Origin of the sequence: Rhizobium sp. GCM10022189, assembly GCF_042656325.1 — a bacterium.
GTDB lineage: Bacteria > Pseudomonadota > Alphaproteobacteria > Rhizobiales > Rhizobiaceae > Rhizobium.
In genome coordinates this window covers 26,961-49,150 of record NZ_JBHSOR010000040.1, presented here as the reverse complement: position 1 = coordinate 49,150, position 22,190 = coordinate 26,961, and the positions used below count along the sequence as shown (strand labels likewise).

At 62.5% G+C, this 22,190-nt stretch carries 22 protein-coding genes; 6 read left to right on the top strand and 16 right to left on the bottom strand.

What is annotated here, in order from left to right:
- Window positions 1-2 precede the first annotated feature (2 nt).
- The 5 genes from phnD (at window position 3) to ACFPWW_RS17825 (ending at window position 4,689) form a co-directional block, all read left to right on the top strand.
- A complete protein-coding gene (gene phnD / locus ACFPWW_RS17845) occupies window positions 3-920 on the top strand; it encodes a phosphonate ABC transporter substrate-binding protein (RefSeq protein WP_377312760.1) in 918 nt (305 codons plus the stop codon).
- A 67-nt stretch (window positions 921-987) separates the two neighbouring features.
- Complete coding sequence (phnE, locus tag ACFPWW_RS17840) at window positions 988-1,908, top strand: phosphonate ABC transporter, permease protein PhnE (protein ID WP_113498170.1); 921 nt, start codon at window positions 988-990, stop codon at window positions 1,906-1,908.
- Window positions 1,909-1,911: 3 nt separating this feature from the next.
- Window positions 1,912-2,766 carry a phosphonate ABC transporter, permease protein PhnE gene (phnE, locus tag ACFPWW_RS17835; RefSeq protein ID WP_377312758.1) on the top strand — a complete coding sequence of 285 codons (855 nt, stop codon included), beginning with the start codon at window positions 1,912-1,914 and terminating at the stop codon, window positions 2,764-2,766.
- A 30-nt stretch (window positions 2,767-2,796) separates the two neighbouring features.
- Entirely contained in the window at window positions 2,797-3,606 is an 810-nt protein-coding gene (locus ACFPWW_RS17830) for a PfkB family carbohydrate kinase (RefSeq protein WP_377312756.1), read from the top strand.
- Between the two features lie 123 nt (window positions 3,607-3,729).
- Complete coding sequence (locus ACFPWW_RS17825) at window positions 3,730-4,689, top strand: S1C family serine protease (protein WP_112570709.1); 960 nt, start codon at window positions 3,730-3,732, stop codon at window positions 4,687-4,689.
- Window positions 4,690-4,771: 82 nt separating this feature from the next.
- On the opposite strand, the gene ACFPWW_RS17820 is transcribed toward ACFPWW_RS17825, so the two are convergent.
- The 8 genes from ACFPWW_RS17820 to ACFPWW_RS17785 all read right to left on the bottom strand — a co-directional run bounded on the left by ACFPWW_RS17820 (window position 4,772) and on the right by ACFPWW_RS17785 (window position 10,972).
- A complete protein-coding gene (locus ACFPWW_RS17820) occupies window positions 4,772-5,665 on the bottom strand; it encodes a haloalkane dehalogenase (protein WP_377312754.1) in 894 nt (297 codons plus the stop codon).
- Window positions 5,655-6,254: a TetR/AcrR family transcriptional regulator gene (locus tag ACFPWW_RS17815; protein ID WP_377312752.1), complete on the bottom strand. Its 600-nt coding sequence runs from the start codon at window positions 6,252-6,254 to the stop codon at window positions 5,655-5,657. Before ACFPWW_RS17815 ends, ACFPWW_RS17820 begins: the two co-directional genes overlap by 11 nt.
- Before the next feature lie 156 nt (window positions 6,255-6,410).
- Window positions 6,411-6,545: a hypothetical protein gene (locus ACFPWW_RS17810; protein WP_377312750.1), complete on the bottom strand. Its 135-nt coding sequence runs from the start codon at window positions 6,543-6,545 to the stop codon at window positions 6,411-6,413.
- A gap of 24 nt (window positions 6,546-6,569) precedes the next feature.
- Window positions 6,570-7,001 carry an organic hydroperoxide resistance protein gene (locus ACFPWW_RS17805; RefSeq protein ID WP_377312748.1) on the bottom strand — a complete coding sequence of 144 codons (432 nt, stop codon included), beginning with the start codon at window positions 6,999-7,001 and terminating at the stop codon, window positions 6,570-6,572.
- A 159-nt stretch (window positions 7,002-7,160) separates the two neighbouring features.
- A complete protein-coding gene (locus tag ACFPWW_RS17800; protein ID WP_377312746.1) occupies window positions 7,161-8,486 on the bottom strand; it encodes an ATP-binding protein in 1,326 nt (441 codons plus the stop codon).
- Window positions 8,483-9,223, bottom strand: a complete 741-nt coding sequence (locus tag ACFPWW_RS17795) for a response regulator (RefSeq protein ID WP_377312744.1) — start codon at window positions 9,221-9,223, stop codon at window positions 8,483-8,485. The genes ACFPWW_RS17800 and ACFPWW_RS17795 overlap by 4 nt, the downstream gene beginning before the upstream one ends.
- Window positions 9,224-9,341: 118 nt before the next feature.
- Window positions 9,342-10,382, bottom strand: coding sequence for an alpha/beta fold hydrolase (locus tag ACFPWW_RS17790; RefSeq protein ID WP_377312743.1), 1,041 nt, complete (start codon window positions 10,380-10,382; stop codon window positions 9,342-9,344).
- A gap of 137 nt (window positions 10,383-10,519) precedes the next feature.
- Window positions 10,520-10,972 (bottom strand): DUF488 domain-containing protein, encoded by a 453-nt coding sequence (locus ACFPWW_RS17785; RefSeq protein ID WP_377312742.1) that lies wholly within the window; start codon window positions 10,970-10,972, stop codon window positions 10,520-10,522.
- A 139-nt stretch (window positions 10,973-11,111) separates the two neighbouring features.
- On the opposite strand from ACFPWW_RS17785, the gene ACFPWW_RS17780 reads away from it, so the two are divergent.
- A complete protein-coding gene (locus ACFPWW_RS17780) occupies window positions 11,112-12,887 on the top strand; it encodes a cytochrome c biogenesis protein DipZ (RefSeq protein WP_377312801.1) in 1,776 nt (591 codons plus the stop codon).
- Between the two features lie 19 nt (window positions 12,888-12,906).
- Here ACFPWW_RS17780 and dhaL (ACFPWW_RS17775) read toward each other — a convergent pair whose 3' ends face one another.
- From dhaL (ACFPWW_RS17775) to ACFPWW_RS17740, 8 genes are all read right to left on the bottom strand, one after another.
- Window positions 12,907-13,563, bottom strand: a complete 657-nt coding sequence (dhaL, locus tag ACFPWW_RS17775) for a dihydroxyacetone kinase subunit DhaL (protein ID WP_112570725.1) — start codon at window positions 13,561-13,563, stop codon at window positions 12,907-12,909.
- Between the two features lie 51 nt (window positions 13,564-13,614).
- Window positions 13,615-15,705: a bifunctional sugar-binding transcriptional regulator/dihydroxyacetone kinase subunit DhaK gene (locus ACFPWW_RS17770; protein WP_112753538.1), complete on the bottom strand. Its 2,091-nt coding sequence runs from the start codon at window positions 15,703-15,705 to the stop codon at window positions 13,615-13,617.
- Window positions 15,706-15,857: 152 nt separating this feature from the next.
- Window positions 15,858-16,505: a dihydroxyacetone kinase subunit DhaL gene (gene dhaL / locus ACFPWW_RS17765; protein ID WP_377312741.1), complete on the bottom strand. Its 648-nt coding sequence runs from the start codon at window positions 16,503-16,505 to the stop codon at window positions 15,858-15,860.
- A 14-nt stretch (window positions 16,506-16,519) separates the two neighbouring features.
- Window positions 16,520-17,515 (bottom strand): dihydroxyacetone kinase subunit DhaK, encoded by a 996-nt coding sequence (locus tag ACFPWW_RS17760; protein ID WP_377312740.1) that lies wholly within the window; start codon window positions 17,513-17,515, stop codon window positions 16,520-16,522.
- Window positions 17,516-17,537: 22 nt separating this feature from the next.
- A complete protein-coding gene (locus ACFPWW_RS17755) occupies window positions 17,538-18,308 on the bottom strand; it encodes an SDR family oxidoreductase (RefSeq protein ID WP_112753544.1) in 771 nt (256 codons plus the stop codon).
- A gap of 58 nt (window positions 18,309-18,366) precedes the next feature.
- Window positions 18,367-19,353 carry a substrate-binding domain-containing protein gene (locus tag ACFPWW_RS17750; RefSeq protein ID WP_112704008.1) on the bottom strand — a complete coding sequence of 329 codons (987 nt, stop codon included), beginning with the start codon at window positions 19,351-19,353 and terminating at the stop codon, window positions 18,367-18,369.
- Window positions 19,354-19,446: 93 nt separating this feature from the next.
- On the bottom strand, window positions 19,447-20,451 hold the full coding sequence (locus ACFPWW_RS17745; RefSeq protein WP_377312739.1) for an ABC transporter permease: 1,005 nt from the start codon (window positions 20,449-20,451) through the stop codon (window positions 19,447-19,449).
- Between the two features lie 40 nt (window positions 20,452-20,491).
- Window positions 20,492-21,970 (bottom strand): sugar ABC transporter ATP-binding protein, encoded by a 1,479-nt coding sequence (locus tag ACFPWW_RS17740; RefSeq protein ID WP_377312737.1) that lies wholly within the window; start codon window positions 21,968-21,970, stop codon window positions 20,492-20,494.
- Window positions 21,971-22,190 lie beyond the last annotated feature (220 nt).

Below are 22,190 nucleotides of genomic sequence, written 5' to 3'. Positions count from 1 at the left end.
GAATGAAGAACGTCCTCATGCTTGCGGCCGTGACGGCTGCGTTTGCCCTTTCCAGCCAGGCCGCCCATGCCGACGGTTGGAAAGATCAGTACAAGACGATCCGCCTCGGTGTTCTCTCGGGCGAGAACGAAAAGGACCGTATCGCGCGCCGCGTCGGTTTCCAGCAATATCTGGAAAAGGAACTCGGCGTGAAGGTCGAGATCTTCACGGCCGGCAATTACGACGGCGTCATCCAGGCGCTCGCCTCCGACCAGATCGAATTTGCCTTCCTCGGCTCCTCGGCCTATGCCGCGGCCTATACCGAGACTAATGGCGGCGTCGAGCCGCTGCTCGCCGGCCAGGAACAGGACGGTTCGACGGGCTATTATTCCGTCATCACCGTTCGCTGCGATTCCGGCTACAAGTCGGTTGACGACCTCAAGGGCAAGGTTCTCGCCTTCGCCGATCCGGATTCGACCTCCGGCTATGCCGTCCCCTATTATAACCTGGTCAAACAGGGCTACGATCCGAAGACCTTCTTCTCGGCCATCCCCTTCTCCGGTGCGCATGAAACCGGCGTCATGGCTGTCGCCAACAAACAGTTCGATGCTGCCGCGACCTACATCAACAACGAGATCAGCGGCATTCCGCAGCGCATGGAATCCAAGGGCATGATCCCGAAGGGCGAAATCTGCCGCATCTGGCAGTCTCCCGAGATCACCAACGGTCCCTTCACCACCCGCACCAACCTGCCGGCGGACATGATCGCCGAGGTCAAGGCAGCGGTAAAGGCAACGCCGGAAAAGGCACCTGAAGCCTTCAAGGAAATGAGCGGCGGCGACAACTCCACCTCCAAGGGCTATGTCGATGTCGATCACCAGCGCTACCAGTGGATCGTCGACATGCGCGACTGGCTGAAGAAGCAGCGCCGCAACGGCTGACACTTTTCGTCCACGCCAGACAACGGGAGCGCCGCGCCGTCAGGCGCTCCCACGACCGGGACCAGAGATGACGACCGCATCGCCCTCCATCGCCGTCCGCCAGTTCGAGGCCGAATACCGCCGCATCCGCAGTCGCGCCAGGATCGTGCAGCTCGTTTCGGGCGCGCTCTTTGCCGCCGCGGTGCTGCTGACGGCCCGGACGGGCGGTTTCTTCGACATGACCGAGGTCAACCTGCCCTCGGGCGAGCGCGTCACCACGTGGAAATTGTGGGCCTCCCTGCCCCGCCTTGGCGAATATCTCTACAAGACGCTGCCGCATCTGCGCCTCGAAACGCTCGGCGGCGATCTCGCCGAATGGTTCTGGCGCTGGCCGGTCTGGCTGGAACTGCTCGGCGAAACGATCCTGATCGCCTATGTCGCGACGCTTCTCGGCGTCGTCGGCGCCTTCATCCTGAGTTTCCCGGCCGCCCGCAACCTCAGCCCCAGCGGTTTTCTGCTGATCGCCTCGCGCCGCTATCTGGAGGTCATCCGCACCGTTCCCGATATCGTCTGGGCGTTGATCTACGTCTTCTGCTTTGGCGTCGGACCGCTTGCCGGTGTGCTGGCGATCGCGACGCACGCGACGGGTTCGCTCGGCAAACTCTATTCCGAGGTCAACGAGAATATCGACATGCGGCCGCTGGAAGGCGTCAAGGCTTCCGGCGGCACCTGGTTCCAGCAGATGCGCTATGGCGTCGTGCCGCAAGTGATCCCGAACATCATCAGCTACACGCTGCTGCGTTTCGAGATCAACGTGCGCTCCTCCTCGATCATCGGTTATGTCGGAGCCGGCGGCCTCGGTCAGGAGATCCGCACCGCCATGTCGCTGCAGGAATATACCGATCTTTCGGCGCTGTTCGTCATCATCCTCGTTACGGTCGTCGTCATCGATTTCCTGAGCGAGAAGCTGCGCCACCGCATCATCGGCATCGAAAGCCCGAGTATCTGAGCCATGACCGACATTTCCTCCCTATCCGAACTGCGGCAGCGCGTGCCCGGCGCGTTTACGGTTCCGCCACGCGTGCGCATGATGCGTTATGCCGGCGCCATTGCCCTTATCCTGCCGCTCCTTGCCGGCCTCTACCTTTTCGACTTCTCGCCTGCACGCATCCTGAACGGCCTGACGCGGCTCGGCATGATCTTCTCCTTCATGTTCCCGCCCTACATCTGGACGACCTGGCAGGAATGGGGCGACGTGCTTGTCGGCCTCGGACAGACGATTTCGATGGCCTTCCTCGGAACGCTGCTTGGCGCTCTTGTCGCCTTTCCGCTCGCCTTTCTCGGCGCGAAGAACATCATGCCGCTCGGCTGGGTGCGTCTCTCCACCCGGCGTGGCTTCGACGCCTTGCGTGCCGTCGAGCAGATCGTGCTTGCGCTGATCTTCATCCGCGCCTTCGGGCTCGGCCCGCTTCCGGGTGTCTTCGCCATCGCCGTTTCGGAAATCGGCACTTTCGCCAAGCTCTTTTCGGAGGCAATCGAAAATACTTCGCGCAAACCCGTCGATGGCGTTCTGGCATCGGGCGGCGGGCCGCTGCAGACCATCCGGCTCGCCATCCTGCCGCAGGCCATGCCGGTGATCCTGTCGATCATGCTTTACAATTTCGAATCCAACACCCGCTCCGGTACCATCCTCGGCATTGTCGGCGCCGGCGGAATCGGCTTTCTGCTTGCAGATCGCATTGCCGCGTATCGATGGCCGGAAGCATGGACAATCATCTTCCTGATCGTCGCCGTCGTTTATGCTATCGATCTTTCCTCCGCCTGGCTGCGTGGCAGGATCATTGGCAAGAACGACAGTCTGGGCTAGGCAACGGAAGAGCGTGGCAAGGGAAATTGAATGGCAAGGATAATGGTGGTCGGCAACGCCAATGTCGACCGGATCTGGTGGCTCGACCGGCCAGTCGCCCCAGGCAGCAGGCTTTCCTGCCAGGCGATCGAGGAACGTTACGGCGGTGGCGGCTATAATACCGGCATCGTCCTGCTTGACCTCGGTCATGAGGTGACGCTCGTCACCAGCCTTTACGATGACGACAAGGGCCGCACCTACCTGAACGATCTCCGCCAGCGCGGCTTCAATACCGATTTCGTCAACCTCGTACCCGGCACCACGCCATCGGTGGAGATCCTTGTCGATCCGCATGGGGAACGCACCATCATCGCGCCAGCCGGCCGCCGCAGGCCCGGCATCGAGGTTCTGCCAGAAGTCGATGCCTCCCTTGTCTATCTCAACACGCGCGGCATGAGCGAGGCCGCATTGAAGCGGCTGGACGATTTCGATCAGGTGGTCTCACAATACCCGCTATTCGCCGAACGCCGGCCGGCGAATGTCCTGATTGCGTCGCGCTCGGACGTGAAGGGCGCGGCGCGAACGGCCTGGCAGGCAGCTGCCGAGGTCGCCGGGCCGCGGCTCGAAACGCTCGTCCTGACGAGCGGCACGCAACCCATCGAGATCGTCAGCCGGCGGGATCAGATGATCGTCGATGTCCCAACCACCGCCCCCGTGCGCGACACGACAGGGGCCGGGGACTATTTTGCCGGCGGTTACATCGATGCCATGGTGCGCGGTTTCGATGCCGACGCGGCGGCACTGGCCGGCTGTAAGGCCGCGGCCCAGCGCCTCGCAGCTGCAGAACATGCCGGCCCTTGAAAGACAGGCACGCAAGTCTCACCTGATATTCTCCATTGTTCACCTGTCGAACGACAGCCCTTTGCCATCAGCAGTCGCTGCCGGTCCTCAACATCGACGCCTCGCCGCGTCGGAGGAGATTTCATGGGATTCATTGATCGTGACATTCAGCCGTCGTCGGACGCCGGGCTGCTGGATGCCTATTCCGAAACGGTGTCCGGCGTCGTCGATACGGTCGGCCCGGCAGTCAGCCGCATCGAACGCATCGGCGGACGGGCGGGGCACGGCTCCGGCTTTGCCATCTCGCCTGACGGACTTGTCGTTACCAACAATCACGTCGTCGGCGATGCGAAGGCCGTTACCATCAAGACACCTGACGGTGCCGTGGTGGAGGGGCGTGTTCTCGGCCGTGACGAGGACACCGACCTTGCCCTCATTCGCGCCAATGACTGGTCCGGCGCCTGGGCGCAGCTTGCCGATTCCAAGAAGCTGAAGCGCGGGCATATTGCAGTCGCCATCGGCAACCCGCTCGGCTTCGAATGGACGGTTACCGCCGGTGTCGTCTCCGCGCTCGGCCGCTCGATGCGCGCCGCGAGTGGCCGGCTGATGGAGGATATCATCCAGACGGATGCGGCGCTCAATCCCGGCAATTCCGGCGGCCCGCTCGTCTCGTCTTCGGGTGAGGTAATCGGCGTCAATACCGCGGTCATCCAGGGCGCGCAGAGCATCGCCTTTGCGGTCGCCTCGAATACCGCCAGGCATGTGGTCTCGGAGATCCTGCGCTTCGGCGAGGTCAGGCGCGGCTATATCGGTATTGCGGCAGATACCGTCGATCTGCATCGGCGCATCGCGCTCGAGGCCGGCGTGCCGCAGCGCACGACTGTCCGCCTGCGCCGTGTCGAGGATGGCGGTCCCGCCGCCAGTGCCGGCCTTCGCGAAGGCGATTATCTGCTCGCCATCGGCGGGCATCCGGTTTCGGGAATAGACGATGTCATACGGCTTCTGGACGGCGCGACGATCGATGCCGATGTCGATGTGCTGATCTTCTCCGTCGCCGGTCGGATCGAGCAACGCACTGTTCGCCCGGTGAGAAGGGCACATTGAGCGATCGCTTAGCCTGGGCGGTTAAAACGAGAACGAAGCCGAGGATCGCCTCCGTTCTCCCATCGAACCGAACCACGTCAGCTCATGCGACGAGACTTTCCGCCTCGATCTCGGCGATGAACTTGGCAACCGTCTCGCCGATGATCTGCGGATGGTCTTCCTGCAGATAGTGCAGGCCCGACCCGAGTTTCACCAGCCGGCAGTCGTGCAGGCGCCTTGCATGATCTTCGGCAACGGCAGGCGGGATGAGCGCACCCGGATCGCCGGCGAAAAGAAGCTTCGGGTAGTGCGACAAAGCCAGCGCCTCATGTGCCCTTTCCATGGTGGCGTAGACATCGGCCGGCTCGCCGGCAATCGGCAGCTCGTTCGGGAACCGCCATGTCGGCCTGCGCGAGGCCTCGGTCGAAAACGGCGCGCGATAGACGGCCATCTCCTCCTCGTTGAGTTGGCGGGCGGTCGCACCGGGCAGCACGCCTTCAACGAAAATATTGTCCCTCAGGATGAGTGCTTCGCCCTCTCCCGGCGTGCGGAACTTTCGGAAGATCTCGCGCTCCGCACTGTCCTGCAGGAACTCGTCCCAGGTCGGGATCGGCCGGATGAACTCCATGAAGGCAAGACCACGGACAAAGTCGGAGCGACGGGCGGCGAGATGGAAGGCCAGGCCGCTTCCCCAATCCTGAGCCACAAGATAGGCCGATCCGACGCCCATCTTGGCAATGAATCCATCGAGGTAACGGACATGATCCTCGAAGCGATAGGCAATATCCGGCTTTCCGGACTGGCCGAAGCCGATCAGGTCCGGAGCGACGCAATGGGCGACATCGGCAACAAGCGGGATGATGTTGCGCCAGATGTAGGACGAGGTGGGATTGCCATGCAGAAAGAGGGCGATAGGACCGTCCGTCCTGCCGGCCTCCCGATATGCCATTTCAGAATCGAGAACCGGTATGCGCGGCAGACTGATATCAGGTCTCATGGGTGTGATCCTTGAACACGGTGGCAAAAACGATCTTCTTGAACCGCTCCAGAGGCTGGGCGTCCCGCGAGACTTTCATGCGCAGGATCGCGCCTTCCCATGAAGCGAGGAGGAATTCGGCCAGGTCTTCGGCACTGATCGCATCGTCGATCTCGCCGGAGGCCTGTCCTTCGGCAATGCAAGCGGTAAACGGCGCGCTCCACTCGCCAAAGATTTCCGAGAGTCGCGTGCGCAGCATTTCGCTTTGCGGGGCCGCCTCCAGGCTGAGATCGCCGATCAGGCAGCCCCGGCTGAAACCGTCGGCTGCCAGGCGGCCGGTGATGATGTCGAGATATTTCTCGATGCGCCGGCGTGGCCGCAGCCCCGCATCTCCCAGCGCGGCCTCGATGGCGCACTGAACATCGCGAAAATAGAGATCGAGCACCTCCTTCGTGAATTCCTCTTTGGAACGGAAGTGGTTGGTGAACGAACCCTGCGGTACTCCCGCCTCGGCGACGATGTCGCGCACGCCGGCGCCAATGTAGCCCTTGCGAAACATGACCTTGCGGCCGGCTTCGAGGATTGTGTTTCGGTGCGAGTGTTTTGCCATAGCGATATAATACGTACGACCGTATTAAAATCAAGTTCTGCGCCTTGGCGCAGTGCAGCCGACGTGAGGATCGCGAAAAACACGCGCAAAAACAAAGGCACCCGTTGCCGGCGGGTGCCTTGAACCTTGTCTTCGACGATATCGGGCGGTGCTCGCCTACAGGGCTTCCGGTATTCCGGAGGCCGCATCAAGCAAACCAGACAGCGCCGATGGTTCGTCGGAGAATACGTCATAGACGCATGGAGCTGCAAAGACTGCCGCCCCCAGAATGATGATGATGATCCGTTTCATCGAAGCTCCTTGGACCCTGCCAGGCTACGCCTCCCCGACCTGGACAAGGTTCAGTTCGACATTGATGTTGCCGCGCGTTGCCTTCGAGTAAGGGCAGGTCTGGTGCGCTTCCTCGACAAGCGCGCGGGCGACCTCGGGTTCAAGGCCCGGCAGGCTGATGTTGAGGCGTGCCTGCAGGAAATAGGCGTCGCCCGTCACGCCGAGATCGACTTCCGCATCGACAGCGGTTTCACCGGGAAGCCTGAGCTTTCGCTTGCCGGCGGCCAGGCCCATCGCACCGATGAAGCAGGCCGACCAGCCGGCTGCGAAGAGCTGTTCCGGATTGGTGCCGGCATGGGCGCTGCCCGGGGGCGAAAGCTTGATGTCGAGCTGCGCATCGCTGCTGCGGGCCGATCCGTCGCGGCCGCCTGTCGTGCGGGTCTTGCCGGTGTAAAGAACCTTTTCAATCGTGGTCATGAGAGCACTCCTTGCTTTGGTGTCGCGACCTGCGACATCTGATGACGGAGCGGTTTTGCCCTGATGACGTATCCCCCATGTTTCCAAATTCGGCCGAACTGTATCAAAACGTAGCGCCAGCTTAACCGGACATTCTCGCATACAAAGACAGGGCCAAGATCAGCTGGCGCGAATTGTGACTTCTGCGGCCAGACCGCCGCCCTGGCGATTGTAGAGCCGCACCGAACCGCCAATTGCGGCCGCCAGCTGCTGGGCGATGGCGAGACCGAGACCGGTCCCCCCCGTCTCGCGGTTGCGCGACTGCTCCAGCCGGAAAAAGGGCTGCATTGCCGCCTCCAGCATGGCATCGGGAATGCCGGGGCCGCGATCCATCACCGTAATGGCGATCGCGCCGTCATCTTTTCGCTCGACGCCGATTTCGGCGCTCCCCGCAAATTTCAGCGCATTGTCGATGAAATTGGTCAGGATGCGGCGCAGGGCGTGCGGTTTCGTCGATGCGACGCCCTGCACGAGGCCGGCCACGCTGACGGCCTTGTCCATGTCCTGATAGTCGTAGGCGATACTGTCGATGAAGGACGAGAGATCGATGCGGGAAAATTTCTCGCCGTTGCCATGGGCGCTGCGGGCATAAGCGATACCGTCCTGCACAAGCCGCTCGATCTCCCCGAGATCACGCACCAGCTTGTCCTTTTCGGGAGAATCGTCGGCCATATCGGCGCGCAGCCGCATGCGCGTGATCGGTGTCTGCAGATCATGCGAGATTGCCGCAAGGATCTGCACCCGCTCCTCGAGATAGTGAGCAATCCGTTCGCGCATGGCGTTAAAGGCGCGCGCCGCATGCGCCACCTCGCTTGGCCCGCGCTCGCTGAGCGGCGGGCCTTTCCTGTTGGGATCGAGCGCGTCGGCGGCAGCCGCCAATGCACCAAGCGGGCGGATCGCCTGGCGCACGGCAAACCAGGTGCAAAGCACGAGGAGCAGCATCTGGACGGCGAGCACATAGGGCAGCCACGCCGCTATCGGCATGGGCGGGCGCGGCATGATGTCGATCGTCAAGGGGCTCCCGTCGCTCAGCGTCAGGTGCGCCTGCAGGCGGCTGATATTGCCCGGAATGGATTCCAGACGGATCGGGTATGCGCCGCCCACCGCCTCTTCGATCCTGCTGCCGATTTCCCTGCCCTTGGCGGAATTGTCGGGGACACCGGGCAGGCCCGGCCCAAGCTCGAAACGGTAGTTGCCGCGGCTCAGGCGATCGAGCAGGCCGCTGCGCTGATCCGCCGGCAGACGGTCGAGAACGGCGATCGACGTCGCGACGTCGCTTTCCAGCGTGCCGAGCATGACGGCCGTAGCCGACATGGAACGCTCGACGAAGAGGACCGTGAAGGACAGACCGTAGGCAACCGCCAGACCCAGCAGAAGAATAAGGAAAAGCCGAGCCCGCAGCGTGCTCGGCCAAAAGCCCGAACGAAGAGCGGCGGCGAGATTCATGACCTTGCCTCTTCAATCTCCACCGGAACGGAAAAGACGTATCCTTCGCTGCGCACCGTCTTGATGTAAGTCGGTTCGCGGGCATCGTCGCCGAGCCGTTGGCGAACACGGCTGACAAGCAGGTCGATGGAGCGGTCGAAGAGGTCCGCGTCCCGGCCCTGGGTCAGGTTCAGGAGCTGGTCGCGGTTGAGGACCCGCTGCGGATGATCGATGAAGACGCGCAGCAGCCGATATTCGGCGCCGCTCAAAGCAATTTCCGTACCCTGCTTGTCGAGAAGATGCCGGCCGACCGTATCGAGGCGCCAGTCGCCGAAACGAAGCCACTGTCCGGCTTCTGAAATCTGCAGGTTGGGCGGCAGGGCGCGGGTTCGGCGCAGAACAGCCTTGATGCGTGCGAGCAGTTCGCGTGCGGCAAAGGGCTTGGGCAGATAGTCGTCGGCGCCCATTTCCAGCCCAATGATACGGTCCATCTCGTCGCTGCGGGCCGTCAGCATCAGGATCGGCGTCGCCTTGTGTTTACCGGCCCGCAATTCGCGGGTGAGCACAAGCCCGTCATCGCCAGGCATCATGAGATCGAGCACGATGAGATCGACCGTGTTGCCTCCGAGAAAACTGCGCATCTGGCGGCCATCGGCGGCAACGCTCGTACGAAGGCCATTCTTCTTCAGGTAGCTCGAAACCAGTTCGCGGATTTCACGATCGTCGTCGACGATCAGAATATGGTCGATATGCTCCATGTCAGGACGTCCGTATCCTCTGTCGGTCAGGCGCAAGGCAGCGTCGCCATTCTCTCTTTTGACTCTGAATCGGCGGCCGCGATACAGGCAAGTGCGTTCGCCGCCGCCATGGCAGGTTTCAGAAGCGATCGACATCCAGAATTGCCTGGGCAAAGGCCTGCGGCGCTTCTTGCGGCAGGTTGTGACCGATGCCGCCAGTGATGGTGCGATGCTCGTACCTGCCGGTAAACTTTCTGGCATAGGCCGAAGGTTCCGGATGCGGCGCGCCGTTGGCGTCACCCTCCATGGTGATGGTTGGCACGGTGATCACGGGGAAGGCAGCCAGCTTCTTCTCAAGCTCGTCATACTGGCGCTCGCCGTCGACGAGGCCAAGGCGCCAGCGGTAATTGTGTATGGTGATGGCGACATGGTCTGGGTTTTCGAATGCCTTGGCGGAACGGTCGAAGGTTGCGTCGTCGAAGTTCCATTGCGGCGAAGCGAGCTTCCAGATCAGCTTGGCGAAATCGTGCCGGTTGGCCTCGTAACCCTCGCGACCGCGCTCGGTGGCGAAGTAGAACTGATACCACCAGGAAAGCTCGGCCTGCGGCGAAAGCGGCTTCCTGTTGGCCTCCTGGCTGCCGATCAGATAACCGCTGACGGCCACCAGCGCCTTGCAGCGCTCCGGCCAGACAGCGGCCAGGATATCGGCGGTGCGACCGCCCCAATCGTAACCGCCGATGATGGCCCGCTCAATTTTCAGCGCATCCATAAAGGCGATAATGTCCGAAGCGATTGCGGCCTGCTGGCCGTTGCGCGGCGTATCGGCGGACAGGAATTCTGTCGCGCCATAGCCGCGCAGGTAGGGGATCAGCACCCGATAGCCGGCATCTGCAAGGACCGGCGCTACATCGACGAAACTGTAGATATCATAGGGCCAGCCATGGAGCAGAAGCACGGCCGGCCCATTTGCCGGACCGGCTTCGGCATAGCCGACATTGAGCACGCCTGCCTCGACCTGCTTCAGCGACGCAAAGGACGTGTGCGAGCCGGCCTTGACGGCCGGCACGCCCGCCTGCGATTGCGCGGCCGCGCTGCTGGCAAGGCCGAATTCGGCCGCCGCCATGGTCACTGCGGCGACACCCAGAAAACGACGCCGCTGAAGATTGATTTGGCTGGACATTGGCTCTCTTCGTTTCGAGTTGATGGCGGGGAGAAAACAGCCTGCATGTATCACCGATGTTTCGGGCGCCTGCTTCTATTGCATGCCAATGTAGGATCCGGCCTTGCCGATACATTCGGATACAATTGGCTGCCTCTTCACCCGAAGATCCGTTGCATGAGGAAAGCTCGTAACGCGACGGCGTTATTGTGTTCGTCATCGCTGGCGGCATAGAGCAGCGTGACGTTGCCCTTCATTGCGAAATCGAGCACCTGGCTCACCTCTTCCCCCTTCTGCTGAAGCTCGGACGTGTAGCACCGGCAGAACTCTTCCCAACGCTTCGGCTCGTGGTTGAACCAGTGGCGCAGCTCGTTGCTCGGCGCGACATCCTTTAGCCAGGCATCGAGCGCGGCATGCTCCTTGCTCACGCCGCGGGGCCAGATTCGATCGACCAGAAGGCGCGCGCCATCCGCGTCTGCCTTGGGTTCATAGATTCGCTTGATCTTAATCCTCTCGGGCATGACCGTCATGGCAACCTCCCGCGCTGCCGACAGCAGCAGGAGGCCGCGGCCGGAGCCAACAACCGGAACAGGATAGCGCAGCCGCGACAAGCGCGCCTCCTACACTTTGGTACATTTCGCCACGAGGCCGGACACATCGGGGATACATCGCCTCGACCAGATTGGCACCGTAGCTGGTCGAGCCGCATCGCCGCCGACAACCCGATCACCGGTTTCAAAGGAAACGATGATGACGCTTCTTGTCATTGCCTATCTCGGAGGGGCGCTGACCATAGTCAGCCCCTGCATCCTCCCCATCCTGCCCTTCGTCTTTGCCCGCGCCGGACAGCCGTTCTTGCGTGGCACGCTGCCTATGCTGATCGGCATGGCCGCCACTTTCGCGCTGGTGGCAACCCTTGCCGCCGTTGGCGGAAGCTGGGCGATCAATGCCAACGAATATGGCCGCCTTGCCGCGCTGTTTTTGCTTGTGATCTTCGGCATCAGCCTGATTTCGCCGCGTGTCGCGAGTTTCATCACCCAGCCGCTCGTCGATTTCGGCAATCGCCTGCTGAACGCGTCCGGCAGGACCGGTGCTGCGCCGACCGCTGCGGGCGCACTCGTTCTCGGTGTCGCAACCGGCCTGCTTTGGGCGCCCTGCGCAGGACCCATCCTCGGCCTGGTGCTGACCGGTGCCGCATTGCAGGGCGCCAACCTGCAGACGACTTTGCTGCTGCTCGCCTATGCCGCCGGAGCAGCCACTTCGCTGGCTGTGGCACTTTGCGTCGGCGGGAAGGTCCTTGCCGGCATGAAAAAATCGCTCGGCGTCAGCGAGCGCATTCGCCAGGGCCTGGGTGGCGCCGTGCTTGCGGGCGTCGCCGTCATCGCACTCGGCCTCGATACCGGCCTGCTTTCCCAGCTTTCCTATGCCAGTACCGCATCCCTCGAACAGGCTGTGCTCGACAGGTTGAATGTCAGGCCAAGCGACGGCCTGGCCCCTGAGGTCGCAAGCAACGACAAGACGATCGGTCTTGCGGATGCGACAAGGCCGTTCCACAGCGATTTGCCCATCGAAGGCCGCGCGCCGTCGCTCGATGGCGCGGTCGCATGGCTGAACTCACCGCCGCTGACGTCGGAGCAACTCCGCGGCAAGGTCGTGCTCGTCGATTTCTGGACCTATTCCTGCATCAACTGCATTCGCACCACGCCCTATGTCCGCGCATGGGCCGAGAAGTACCGGGACCGGGGTCTGGTCGTCATCGGCGTGCACGCTCCGGAATTCGCCTTCGAGAAGAAGATCGAGAATGTCAAAAGGGCCGTCGGCGACTTCAAGATCGGCTATCCCGTCGCCATCGACAACGACTACAGGATCTGGCGCGCCTTCGATAACAGCTATTGGCCGGCCCACTACCTGATCGATGCCAGGGGCCATATCCGTTATCACCATTTCGGCGAAGGCAAGTACGGCCAGACAGAACAGGCGATCCAGGATCTGCTGCACGAAGCTGGCGGCGACACGGCGGCAAGCGCATTGGTGACGCCGGATGCGAAGGGCGCGGAAGCAGCGCCCGACCTGAAGCACCTCGGTTCCGGCGAAACCTATATCGGCTATCGGCAGGCCACGAGTTTTGCCTCCAGCAAGAGCATGCGCGCCGATGCCCCCAGGGACTATTCGGTCCGTCAGCCCGGTCTCAATCAGTGGGGTCTTTCCGGCAACTGGACAGTCGGGGCCGAAGAAGCGGTCCTCAATCAGGCAGGCGGTGGCATTGCCTATCGGTTCAGCGCGCGCGACCTGCATCTTGTCCTTGGCCCGGGCGCTGACGGCAAACCGGTCCGCTTCCAGGTGCTGCTCGACGGCAGGATGCCGGGCGCCGACCATGGCAGCGATATCGACGCCGATGGGAACGGCACGGTGACATCGACCAGGCTCTACCAGCTCGTGCGCCAATCCAGTACCGTGGAAACGCACGAGTTCGAGATCCGCTTCCTCGATCCCGGCGTCCGGGCCTATGCCTTCACGTTCGGCTGAGCATTCCTTGGCCGGCGGATCACTCCGCCGGCTCGTTTTCCGTGAACGTCTCCTTCATCGCTTTGATGATCACGACGGCCGATGCCGCGCCCGGATCGATGTGGCCAAGGGACCGTTCGCCCAGCCGGGCTGCACGCCCGCGGGTGGCCACCATCGAACGGGTCGAGCGCGCGCCGGCGTCGGCTGCCTCCAGAATGTCGTTCCACATATCCGAGACGCCGGCCTGTCGGTCACGCGCGGCAGCTGCCGCTTCGGTTGCCGGGATCCAGGCGTCGAGCATGGTCTTGTCGCCCCGCTGCCCCTTGCCGCGGTCCCGGATGCCTGATGTCATCGCCTCGACCAGCGCGGCCTGAGCGGCGATCGAAAGCGTCTCATCCTGCTTCAGCGTCTGCGCTGCCTTGCGAAAAGCAGTGGCATAGAGCGGACCGGTCGATGCTCCGACGGCGTCGAGGAAGGCCGATGCAGCCAGCGAAAAGACCTCCGACGGCAGCATCGCATCGAGGTCATGCTTGGCCAGCTCGCCGTTCACGGCCTGAAAGCCGAGCGACATGGTGATGCCGTGATCGGCATCACCGATCGCGCCATCCAGATCGGAAAGATGATCCTTCTCGGCCGAAATCGCCACCGATATCCGGTGAAACATCCTGCTGAGGCGGCGGGCCGCGTTTGCCGACATGCGTATCCTCCCAAATCATGCAGCCCAGCCCGTGGGATGCCTTCTTGCTTTTCAGTTCACGACTCTCAGAAACGCCGTGTCGCAGGGGTGATGCAGCAGATCCGTCAGTTCCTGATCGAGATGCAGTATCGATATGGATGCGCCAACCATATCAAGCGATGTGCAATAATGCCCCACCCAGTTCGCTTCGATCCTGATGCCCTTGGCGCTCAGGCGCTGCTCCACCCGCCGGTAGAGAATATAGAGTTCCATCAGCGGCGTACCGCCGAAAGAGTTGACGAGAACGGCGACGCGATCCCCCGCCGCGGCCTTCATCTCCGAGAATATCCGGTCCATGACGACATCGACCACGGCATCGGCGCTCATCATCTTCTCGCGCATCACACCCGGTTCGCCGTGGATGCCCATGCCGATTTCGATATCGTCGGGACCGATCTCGAAATTGTGGCGGCGGGTCTGCGGAAGGGAGCAGGGCTCGAGCGCCACCCCCATCGTGAAGGTGCGGGCATTGGCTTTTCGCGTTGCCGCCTCGCAAGCATCCAGCGTCAGGCCGCGATCGCAGGCCGCCCCGGCAATCTTGAAGATGAAGAAATTGCCGGCAACGCCGCGCCGGCCGTCCCGATCCTCCAAGGGCGAGGAGGAAATGTCGTCGGTCGTCACCACCGTGCGGACCTCGATATTGTCCTCGGCGGCCATTTCCGCAGCCATCTCGAAGTTCATGACGTCGCCGGCGTAGTTGCCATAGACGAAGAGTACGCCCTCGCCGCCCGATGCCGCCTTGGCGCATTGCAGGATCGGCCCGGGAGGCGGGGAGGAAAAGATGTTGCCGACCGCGACCGCGTCCGCCAGCCCCTTGCCCACATAACCGAGGAAGGCCGGCTCATGGCCGGTACCACCGCCGACGACCAGGCCGACCTTGCCGGGCCGCGGGCCCGAGCGGGCAACAAGCGCGCGGTTGGAACTGTCGACCGGACGAAGGTAATTCGCATGCGCCTTGACGACACCCTCGAGCATTTCCTCGACGACATCGTCAGGATTGTTCAGGAACTTCTTGATATGCGTGCGGGCGCTGGTGAGCGGCGCCGAAATCTCGCTTTCCACGCGCGGCCGCTGGGAGAGCTTTTGCGCGAACTCCGTGACGCCATCGGCATTGAGAATGCCGCGGCCGGTGGCGGCGTCCGTGATGAGCACATTGACGTAGCCGCCGCGCAGTGCGGCGAGAATGGCCGGCACCTTGTCGAAGCCACCGGCGACGGCAATGCGCATGTTGATCTTCTTCAGGAGATCGAGCGACATGCCGATTGTGCGGTCGTCCAGCGGACCGGCCACCGGACGGCCATGGCCGTCGATGAAGCGGCCGGCCACGACACCGGTCGCGTCCTTGGCGAGATAATCCTGCAGCGACACGGAATCGAAAAAGCCGCTGGTGTGGATGGTGGAATTGGGGCGCATGGAGGCGATGCCGAAAACCACTCTGTTTGCCCGCGAAAGCGCTTCGAACTGGCGATCGATCAGCGGTTCGCGCATCAGCAGATCACGCACTTCGGCGCTGGATACGATGGCGGGCGCCGCAATGTTGATCAGCCGGCCGTCGACCGCATCGGCAAAAGCCGCGGCACAAAGTTCCGGCGTGTAGGCGAACGTCGCGCTCGTGCCCCCCGTCGCCTGCACGACGGTCATGTCCTGCAGTCCCGGAATGGCGGCCTGCTCGCCGACCGCCATGATGGTGCGACCCCAGACAACCGCCAGCGTATCGCCCGATTTCAGGAGCTTCTGCAGCGCCTGGGCACCGGCTGCGCCGAGCCGTTCGATCAGCGGTCGGGCATTGTCGTCGCTCGGCACGACAAGACAGTCGTGCAGGCCGAAATGCCGCTTCAGCTCCTGCGCGATGGTCAACGAACTCAGGCGCGATGGTTCGATCGAGATATTGACGATGCCGCGGGCGCGGGCATCGGCGAGATAGCTGTTTACCGTCGCGCGCGAAATGCCCATAGTTTCCGCGATATCGCCCTGGGTCATGCCGTCTTCATAATAGAGCCAGCAGGCCCAGACATAGGGGTCGTCACCATAGCGCAGCGGGATGGGCTCGGCCGCGATATCCGCCGTGTTGTTCTTTCGTGCCGATGATGTCTTAGCCGTCATCCTGCCTGGTTTCTCCTCGTCTGCGATCGACGGCGAAGATGAGCGTAAAAGCCGCGGTTTTCAACGTGCCTCCGCCCGATTGTTCCCGGCCGCCGAAGCGGCCGGGAAGTGCGGCAAGGGAGGATCGCGGGCTCTCACCAAAGCCCGATCTGTCAGGCGGGCTGAAGCCTGGTTTCCACGCCGCCCGCCAGCGACTTCAGGATCAGCGCGCAAGACGTCGCGCCGGCATCGAGCACGCCGAGCGAACGTTCGCCGAGCCGGCTTGCCCGACCGATCTTGGCGACGAGATCGCGCGTGCTGTCCCGTCCGGCCTCGGCAGCCGCGACCAGCGCCTGAAGGGCCTCGCTGAAGGATTTGCCGCCGGCAATAGCCGTATCGAATGCGTCAATCGCCGGCACCAGCGTGTCGAGCAGGGTCTTGTCGCCAACCTTGGCCGAGCCGATCGCCTGAATGCCGTCGAGCCCGTTGTGCAGCATGGCGCTGAAAGTCGCCGCATCGATGCGATCGGACTTTTCGATCGTTTCGGCGAACTGCGTGAACATCACGCCGTAGAGCGGTCCCATCGAACCGCCGATCTCCGTCATCAACACCGTGCCGAGCGTGTCGAGCGCTTCCGCCAGTGACATGTCCGCGCCCTTGATCCGCTCGGCCGCCATGCCGAAACCCTTGGCCATGTTGACGCCGTGGTCGCCGTCACCGATCTTGCCGTCGATTTCGCTCAGATAGGCGCGGTTTTCGATGATCCGGTCTGCCAGCGACAGAACGATATCGCCCGATTTGGCGTTCTGGAATTGCTGCATTCGCCTGCCTCCCCTCAAAGCATCGCCGGGCACTGGACATCGACATCCAGCAGCCGCTTCAGCTCGTCGTCCAGCGCCATGACGGTCAGCGTCGCGCCCACCATTTCCAGCGATGTGAAATAGTTGCCGATATAGACTTTGTGGATCTTCAGCCCGCGTGCGGCAATCTCGGATTCGATCGTGTCGTGGAGGATATAGAGTTCGTTGAGCGGCGTGGCACCGAGACCCGAGACGATCACCGCAACTTCGGTCCCGGAAGCAAGCTGGTGATCGTCGAGCACGATCTTCGCCATCTCCTCGGCAACCTCCTTGGCCGATTTCAGCGGCTCGACGCGCACGCCGGGCTCGCCATGGTGGCCGATGCCGACCTCCATCGTGCCGGCTTCGATGGTGAAATTCGGATGGCCGACCGACGGCAGCGTACAGGGGCCGAGACCGACGCCGATCGAACGGCAATTGTCGATCGCCTTCTGCGCCGTCGCGCGGACCTCTTCGAGGCTTGCGCCTTCGGCGGCCCTTGCCGCGCCGCACTTCCACATGAAAATCTCGCCGGCAACGCCGCGGCGCTTTTCGCGCTCCTCGGGACCTGCGGAACACACGTCGTCATTGGCGACGACAGTGGCGATCTCGATGCCTTCCTTAGCCGCCAGCTTGATCGCCATCTTCACGTTCATGTTGTCGCCGGCATAATTGCCGTAGAGGCAGACGACTCCTTTGCCGCCATTGGCTTCACGCGCCGCATCAAGGAAGCTCTTTGCGGTTGGCGAGGAGAAAAGCTCGCCGATGGCGACGGCATCCAGCATGTTGCGGCCGGTATAGCCGATGAAGGCCGGCTCATGACCCGAACCGCCGCCGGTGATGACGCCCACCTTGCCGGAGACCGGCGCATGACGGGCCGCGACGACACGGGGATTTTGTGCCGATAGCCTGACGATATCGGCATGGGCCTTGACGAAGCCCCTGACGGTATCCTCGACGACCTCATCCGGATTGTTGATAAACCGCTGCATAATAGTTCCTATCTCCCGCGCGTCAGATAATGGTGTAGCCGCCGTCGACCAGAAGGTCCGCGCCGTTGATCATATCGGCACCGTTTGAAGCCAGGAACACCGCAGCCGCCGCAATCTCTTCGGGAAACGCGAAACGGCCGGACGGAATACGCTGCTTCAGCGCCTCGCCGCGCGGGCCGTCCCAGGCCTTCCTGCCAAGGTCGGTCAGGACGACGGTCGGAGAGATCGTATTGACGGTGATGCCATGCTTGCCCCATTCGGCGGCGAGCGTCTTGGAAAGGCCGATAACGCCGAATTTCGAGGCGCAGTAGGCGACATGCTGATCGATGGCGACGGAACCTGCCTGCGACGCCATATTGATGATCTTGCCGCCTTTGCCCGCCCTGATCATGGCGCGGCCCGCGGCCTGGGAGACCAGGAACGTGCCCTTGAGATTGATCGCGATCGTCTTGTCCCAGGCATCGAGGCTAAGCTCTTCAGCCGGAGCGAGCATGACGACGCCGGCGCTGTTGACAGCGATGTCGATGCTGCCGAACGCAGCCTCGACGCCGGCAACCACCTTTTCGACCGATTGCGGATCCGACACATCGCAGACGAACGACTTCGCGCCATTGCCAAGCTCTTCGGCCTTGGCCCGCGCCACCGATTCGTTGATATCGACGACGGCAAGGACGGCGCCCTTGGCAGCCATGGCGGATGCGATGGCGCTGCCGATGCCGGATGCGCCGCCCGTGACCAGAGCGACCTTGCCGCTCAGGGAAAAGTTGAGGTCAACCTGTTTGGAATCAGTCATGGCTCTTTCTCGAACGCTCGGGGTTTGGGGCGGGAGATGATCCCGCCCCAGGGAGGGATCATTTGCGGGTCGACAGCAGCTGGTCGACGTTTTCGGCCGTCACCGGGGTCCACGGAACATTGTAGGTCTTATCCTTGCCGTCGTTCCACGGCATATCCTTGTAGGTGGTCCAGATATCGGATTCCGGCTTGTAGTCGCCTTTCCTGGCATTGTAGATCGCCAGATCCAGAGCGCCTTGCGCCTGGGCGCGGGCATCCTGCAGGATCGAGGTCATTTCGCCGGCCTTGACCGCACGCAGTGCGTCGGTGACGCCGTCGATACCGGCGATGGCGAAGCTCTTGACGTCGAGACCGGCGGCCTTGATCGCTTCAATGGCGCCAAGGGCCATTTCATCGTTCTGGCCGATAATGCCGTTGATCTGGTTCGGGTGGGCCGTCAGCCAGTTTTCCATCAGCGTCTGAGCCTCCGCGCGCGACCAGTTTGCCGTCTGGTCCTCGAGAACCTTCACATCCGGGCACTCGGCAAGCGCCTTCTTGTTGCCCTCCAGACGCTGGATCTGCGCCGACTGGCCGACCGGGCCTTCGATGATGACGACATTACCCTTGCAGCCGATCTTGTCCAGAACGCTCTTGGCTTCCAGGTAGCCCGACACCGTATCGTCGGAGCCGACATAGGAGGTCAGCTGATCGGAATTGACGCGGGTGTTGGAACCGATGACCGGAATGCCGGCATCGACAGCCGACTGGACGGCGGCCGCCCCCGCATCGACATCAATCGGCGCGAAGATGATGGCGTTGTACTTCTGCGTGATCATCGTCTTGAACTGATCCTGCTGGACCAGCGCATCATAGCGGCCATCGAAAACCGTCAGTTCGACTTCGCCGCTCTTGACCGCCGGATGGTCCTGCAGGGCTGCCGTCCAGATCTGCATGAACTCCGCGTTCAGGCCGTAGGGAGCTGCGCCGATCTTGATCTTTTCCTGGGCTGCGGCAGACGTTGCCAGCAGCGCCGTTGCCGAAGCGAGCGCAATCAGTAGCTTTCTCATTATCATTTCCTCCACTTTGGGTTTAGGCTGCCGGCATGGCTTGCCTGTCTGACGGGGCGGCGGGCCGCCTGCCCCGAATTTCTGCTGTCGAATTCAGGCTCCGAAATTCCGTTTCTGGTCGAGCATGACGGCGCCGACGATCAGCGCGCCCTTCAGAACCTGCTGGTAGTAGGACTGGATACCCATCAGATCGAGGCCGTTGTTCATGACGCCGATGATGAGCGCGCCGATCAGCGTTCCCGTCACCCGGCCGACGCCGCCGGAAAGGCTGGTGCCGCCGATGACGACCGCGGCAATCGCGTCCAGCTCGTAGGCGACACCGGCCTGCGGCAGGCCCGAGCCGGTACGGGCGCTGAGCAGGATGCCCGCAAGCCCTGCCAGGCCACCCGAGATGACATAGACGGTAAAGCGGATACGGTCGGTATTGATGCCCGAAGTCTTGGCCGCATGGGGATTGCCGCCGACGGCGTAGATATAGCGGCCGAACCGCGTGCGGTTGAGGATCCACCAGGAAACCGCGAAGACGGCCGCAAGCACGATGACGGGCGCCGGAATGCCGAACACATCGCCGGTGCCGATCCAGCGGAAGGCGGGCGTGAGCGCGGGAACGGGACGCCCGCCGCCATAGATCAGGGTCATGCCGCGGGCCACCGAAAGCATGCCGAGTGTCGCGACGAAGGCCGGCACCGAGAAGCGCGAGACGATCGCGCCCGAGATCGAGCCGCAGATGATACCGACCAGCACGCCGACCGCCAAACCGATCGCGACCGGATAGGGCGAGCCGATGACACCGGCCGTCGCCGAAGTCGTGGCGAAACTGGCGCTGACGATGCCGGCAAGCGCGACGACCGAACCGACCGACAGATCGATGCCGCGCGTCAGGATCACGAAGGTCATGCCGATCGCCAGCACGCCGTTGATGGAGGTCTGCAGCAGAACGTTGGAGATATTGCCGCCGGTCAGGAAGAATTCGTTCGAAAACGAGAGAATAACGACCAGGAGCAGGAAGGCGAGGAAGATGCCGTATTCCTGCACGATCAGACGCCGCTGTTCGCTCTTGAACCAGCCGCCCGCACTCTTGTTGTCACTCACTGACACTGCCTGCTCCTCTGCTGCCGGACGAACGCCCTGACCCTGGTCAGGTTGATAAGTGGACGAGTGATTGGGCATTCGTCTCCTCCCGGCTGTATATTCCGGCGCTCCTGCCGCCTCGCATCACCATGATGCGGTCCGACATGCCGAGAACTTCGTCGATTTCCGATGAGATCATCACCACGGTGCCGCCGCCTTCGGCGAAATCGCAGATGATGCGGTAGATTTCGCGCTTGGCGCCGACATCGACCCCGCGTGTCGGCTCGTCCAGCAGCAGGACCTTGGGGTTGCGCAGGAACCATTTGCCAAGCACGACCTTTTGCTGGTTGCCGCCGGACAGGCCCGATACCGGCATGGTGTCGCGCGCCGCCTTGATCTGAAACTGCTCGCGCATACGCCGGCTGGCATCTGCCTCCTTCGCATGGTCCATGGCAAAGGCGGGGCTCAGCTCCGGCAGGCTCGCCATACAGATATTGGCGCGGACGGAATCGGACAGGTTGAGCCCTGTCTGCTTGCGATCCTCCGTCACCAGCGCCAGCCCGTGCGCCATGGCGTCGGATGGCTTGGAGATGAAGACCGGCGCCCCGTCGACCGCGATGCGCCCCGCGGACGGCTTGTCGAGGCCGAAGAGGCAGTTGAAGATTTCCGTGCGGCCGGAGCCCATGAGCCCATAGATGCCGAAGATCTCGCCCTTGCGGGCGGCAAAGGAAATATCCTCGATCTTGTTCGGGCAGGAGAGCGCGCTGACCTCCAGACCGATATCCGCAGTCGGCATGTTGGTCTTGACGTATTCCTCGGCAAGTTCCCGCCCGACGATCATGCGGATCAGGCTTGGCCGGTCGATCTGCGACAAGGCGCCTGCGCCGACAAAGGAACCGTCACGGAAGACGGTGTAGGAATCGGCTATCTGGAAGATTTCCGAGAGGCGGTGGGAAACGTAGACGATGCCGCGCCCCTGCGCCTGCAGACGGCGGATCGCTGCAAACAGCTGCTGGGCTTCACGCTCGCCGATGGCCGACGTCGGCTCGTCCATGAAGATGACTTCGGCATCGTGGCTCAGAGCCTTGGCGATTTCCACCAGCTGCATCTGCGCGACCGAGAGATTCATCATGTACTGGTTCGCGCGGATATCGAATTCCAGTTCGTCCAGCAGCTTCTGCGCTGCCCGGTTCATGCTGCGAAAATCGATGCCGCCGAAACGGGCGGACGGCTCGCGACCGAGATAGATGTTTTCGGCGACCGTCATGTGCGGGACCGGGCTCAGCTCCTGCTCGATAATGGCGATACCGGATGCGAGCGCATCGGCCGGACTGGAGAAATCCACCTCGCGACCGCGCCGGCGGATCGAGCCGGCATCGCGCTTGTGGATACCCATCAGGATCTTCAGGAAGGTCGACTTGCCGGCACCATTGCCACCGCAGAGCGCGTGGACCGAGCCGGCGCGAAGTTGGAAGCGGCCGTCGCGCAGGGCTGCGACGCCGCCAAAGGACTTCTTGAGCCCCTCCACTTCCAGCAGAAATTCCACGTCAGTTTCCTCCACGCATACATCCGGCGAACCCATTCCGGTGCGCCGCTCGGCACAGGGAACCTCCGCCCAGTGCCGATGCTGACAATATTCAATTGCAGTTCGACAAATGTCAAGCGTCACGTAATCATATAAATGTCAGAGCGCCGAAGAACCGGAACGACACTGAAAAGTGGTGCGAATTCAATCCGTTGAACAGAGCAACAGCGAGCAGGAGGAA

What these genes read in the sequence shown, in the direction of transcription:
- phnD (WP_377312760.1), top strand. Translation starts at nt 3, where the DNA reads ATGAAGAACGTCCTCATGCTTGCGGCCGTGACGGCTGCGTTTGCCCTT.
- phnE (WP_113498170.1), top strand. Translation starts at nt 988, where the DNA reads ATGACGACCGCATCGCCCTCCATCGCCGTCCGCCAGTTCGAGGCCGAA.
- phnE (WP_377312758.1), top strand. Translation starts at nt 1,912, where the DNA reads ATGACCGACATTTCCTCCCTATCCGAACTGCGGCAGCGCGTGCCCGGC.
- ACFPWW_RS17830 (WP_377312756.1), top strand. Translation starts at nt 2,797, where the DNA reads ATGGCAAGGATAATGGTGGTCGGCAACGCCAATGTCGACCGGATCTGG.
- ACFPWW_RS17825 (WP_112570709.1), top strand. Translation starts at nt 3,730, where the DNA reads ATGGGATTCATTGATCGTGACATTCAGCCGTCGTCGGACGCCGGGCTG.
- ACFPWW_RS17820 (WP_377312754.1), bottom strand. Translation starts at nt 5,665, where the DNA reads ATGAGACCTGATATCAGTCTGCCGCGCATACCGGTTCTCGATTCTGAA.
- ACFPWW_RS17815 (WP_377312752.1), bottom strand. Translation starts at nt 6,254, where the DNA reads ATGGCAAAACACTCGCACCGAAACACAATCCTCGAAGCCGGCCGCAAG.
- ACFPWW_RS17810 (WP_377312750.1), bottom strand. Translation starts at nt 6,545, where the DNA reads ATGAAACGGATCATCATCATCATTCTGGGGGCGGCAGTCTTTGCAGCT.
- ACFPWW_RS17805 (WP_377312748.1), bottom strand. Translation starts at nt 7,001, where the DNA reads ATGACCACGATTGAAAAGGTTCTTTACACCGGCAAGACCCGCACGACA.
- ACFPWW_RS17800 (WP_377312746.1), bottom strand. Translation starts at nt 8,486, where the DNA reads ATGAATCTCGCCGCCGCTCTTCGTTCGGGCTTTTGGCCGAGCACGCTG.
- ACFPWW_RS17795 (WP_377312744.1), bottom strand. Translation starts at nt 9,223, where the DNA reads ATGGAGCATATCGACCATATTCTGATCGTCGACGACGATCGTGAAATC.
- ACFPWW_RS17790 (WP_377312743.1), bottom strand. Translation starts at nt 10,382, where the DNA reads ATGTCCAGCCAAATCAATCTTCAGCGGCGTCGTTTTCTGGGTGTCGCC.
- ACFPWW_RS17780 (WP_377312801.1), top strand. Translation starts at nt 11,112, where the DNA reads ATGACGCTTCTTGTCATTGCCTATCTCGGAGGGGCGCTGACCATAGTC.
- dhaL (WP_112570725.1), bottom strand. Translation starts at nt 13,563, where the DNA reads ATGTCGGCAAACGCGGCCCGCCGCCTCAGCAGGATGTTTCACCGGATA.
- ACFPWW_RS17770 (WP_112753538.1), bottom strand. Translation starts at nt 15,705, where the DNA reads ATGACGGCTAAGACATCATCGGCACGAAAGAACAACACGGCGGATATC.
- dhaL (WP_377312741.1), bottom strand. Translation starts at nt 16,505, where the DNA reads ATGCAGCAATTCCAGAACGCCAAATCGGGCGATATCGTTCTGTCGCTG.
- ACFPWW_RS17760 (WP_377312740.1), bottom strand. Translation starts at nt 17,515, where the DNA reads ATGCAGCGGTTTATCAACAATCCGGATGAGGTCGTCGAGGATACCGTC.
- ACFPWW_RS17755 (WP_112753544.1), bottom strand. Translation starts at nt 18,308, where the DNA reads ATGACTGATTCCAAACAGGTTGACCTCAACTTTTCCCTGAGCGGCAAG.
- ACFPWW_RS17750 (WP_112704008.1), bottom strand. Translation starts at nt 19,353, where the DNA reads ATGAGAAAGCTACTGATTGCGCTCGCTTCGGCAACGGCGCTGCTGGCA.